Genomic DNA, 2,726 nt, shown 5'->3' on the forward strand with positions numbered 1-2,726 from the left:
TCACACCTTCAAGGAACAATTCCCGCACCTCAGAGACAGAACATCCACCCTCAGAGATACCCCCTCGCCAGGAAGCATCCCCTCCAGTGAACATCCAACCTGTCGGCAGGAAACCCGCGTCAGAAGCACTTCACAGCACCTCGCCGCCGGTGAACGGGCTTATACGGGCCACCCGAAAAACAGTAAAGGCCCGATCCTGACTCCTACCGAGGGCCGAGCCATGCATTTATTGCAATGCTCGGACCTTGACTTCGGAGCCCCGGCGTCCAGCCGAGCGGGCGGCCGGAATCGGGTCGTTCGGAACCGGCCCAGCCATCCCATGCCCGCAGCGTAGAAGGAGAGGCCCCCCTCACAAATCCGTCTTCCGGCCGCCTTCACCGCATCCGGCCCTTCCAAACCCCGGCAGACCCCGCATCATGCGGCAACCGGTGCTCCAGGCGGTTCCAGCAGGGCCGGATGGGCCCGGCCGCATGGACAAAGGGGGCACGGATGCAGCGTCGGTTCTTGGGATGGAAGCCGGCCAGCGCGATACCGGCCGTGGCAATCCTGCTCGGCGCCTTTCTGCTCGGCACTCCGGCAGCACCGGCCGGCGCCCAGGAGCCAGCCCTCCGCATCGCCACGGAGGGCGCCTACCCGCCCTGGAACTTCACCGCCCCGGACGGCAAGCTGGACGGCTTCGAGGTCGATCTGGCCCAGGACCTGTGCCGCCGCATGCAGGCGCGCTGCAATATCGTGCAACAGGATTTCGACGGCATGATTCCGGCCCTGAATTCCGGCAAGTTCGACGCGATCATGGCGGGCATGTCGATCACGGAACAGCGCCAGCAGGCCATTGCCTTCTCCCGCCCCTATGTGGCGCTGGGCAACGGCATCGTGGTGGAGAAGGGCACCGATCTCGCCCGCGCCCTCGGCTCCGTGCAGCGGCTAAGCCTGGATGACGGTTCCGAAGCGACGAAACAGGGCATCGCCCGCATCCAGGCCGCCCTGAAAGGCAAGGCGGTGGGCGTCCAGGGCTCCACCACCCATGCCGCCTTCGCGGAACGCTACCTCGCGACGGTGGCCGATATCCGCCTGTACAAGACCACCGAGCAGCATGACCTCGATCTCGCCGCCGGCCGGCTGGATGCGATCATCGCCGACAGCACGGCGCTCCAGGAGACGCTGAGCAAGCCCGACTTCGCGGATTACGCCATCATGGGTCCGGGCTTCACCGGCGGCGTGCTGGGCACGGGCATCGGCGTCGGCCTGCGCAAGTCCGATGCGGCGCTGAAGACCCGCTTCGACGAGGCGATCAGCTCCGCCCTGGCGGACGGCACTTTGAAACGGCTGTCCGAGAAGTGGTTCAAGCTGGATGTGACGCCCCGGCCCTGACCTTGCCGGCGCCCGGAGCCGGCGAGGCCAGCCGGGCTCCCCTCCCTCCGGAAAGGCCCCCTGGACAGGAGGCGCGCCGCCTTCACGATGGCGCGCGGCGCCGCCGGCCCGTCGCCACCGCATGCCGGCGGTGGCAGTCTAACGGTCATTCCCCGCGAATTCATAAGGGGAGCGAAGGGATGGAAACGCGATGCGCGTCCTGATCATCGGGGCTGGCCCGACCGGGTTGACGCTGGCGCTCGCCCTCCGCCATCGCGGCATCGCCTGCCGCCTGATCGAATGCCGCACCGGCCCCGAGCGCTGGTCCCGCGCCCTGGGCGTGCAGGCCCGCACGCTGGAGGTGCTGGACAGGCTGGGGCTGGCCGAGCGCTTCCTCGCCGCCGCGCATCCGCTGGAAGGGGCGGCCTTCCACCTCCCCGGCCGCACCTCCGGCTCCTCCGCTCCCTCCGCCGGCCAGGAAGTCCGCCTGCGCTTCCAGCACGTGCATCCGCGCTTCCCGTCCATGGTGATCCTGCCCCAGTACGAGACCGAGCGGCTCCTGACGGAAGCAGGGGCGGCGCCGGAGCTCGGCACCGAGTTCCTGGAGATGCAGAACGGCAACGCCCTGCTGCGCCACCAGGACGGGCGGCTGGAATGGGTGGCGGCGGACTGGATCGCCGGCTGCGACGGCGCTCATAGTGGCCTGCGGCACAGCCTGGACCTCCCCTTTCCCGGGCATCGCTACCTGCAGCAACTGGTCCTGGCGGACCTGTCTCTGGAAGGGCTCGACCGCGCCCGGATGCACGTCTTCCCGGACAGCCCGGCGCCCCTGATCTGCTTTCCCCTGCCCGATGGCCATTGGCGGACCATCGCCTTGCTGCCGCCGGACGCGCCGCCGCCCGCGCAGGGCTCCCTGATCCCTTTCCAGCGCCCTGGGCTGACGCTGGGCGAACCCTCCTGGTGGAACCTTTTCCGCATCAGCCAGCGGCAGGTTCCCCGGATGCAGATCGACCGGCGCCTGCTGCTGGGGGATGCCGCGCATATCCACTCGCCGGCTGGCGGGCAGGGCATGAATCTCGGCATCCAGGATGCCTGGTCGCTCGCCGCCGCCATCGCCGAGGGACCGGGGGCCGTCGCCCTCTGGGCCGGGCGGCGGCACGGGCTCGCGCGGCAGGTGATCCGCGCCACGGACCTGATGACGCGGATGATGACCGCCCGTTCGCCCCTCCTGGCTTCCCTCCGCGCCCGCGTCTTCCGCCTGGCGGCAGGCTCGCCCATGCTGTCGCGGCAGTTGGAGACAGGGCTGGCCGGCCTGCGCTACCCGGCTCCGCCGCTGTCTCTTGATCACATCTACGCACAGCTCCACCGTAAGGCGA

2 protein-coding genes are annotated in these 2,726 nt (G+C 69.3%); both read left to right on the plus strand.

Annotated features, from left to right (window positions below; genetic code table 11):
- The first annotated feature begins 537 nt into the window (after positions 1-537).
- Positions 538-1,371, plus strand: coding sequence for a lysine/arginine/ornithine ABC transporter substrate-binding protein (locus ROTAS13_RS22500; protein WP_019463413.1), 834 nt, complete (start codon positions 538-540; stop codon positions 1,369-1,371).
- Positions 1,372-1,561: 190 nt separating this feature from the next.
- On the plus strand, positions 1,562-2,726 hold a 1,165-nt coding region (locus ROTAS13_RS22505), incomplete at its 3' end, for an NAD(P)/FAD-dependent oxidoreductase (RefSeq protein WP_075823498.1).

The organism is Roseomonas sp. TAS13 (assembly GCF_001950415.1).
In the GTDB taxonomy this organism is placed as follows: domain Bacteria; phylum Pseudomonadota; class Alphaproteobacteria; order Acetobacterales; family Acetobacteraceae; genus Roseomonas; species Roseomonas mucosa.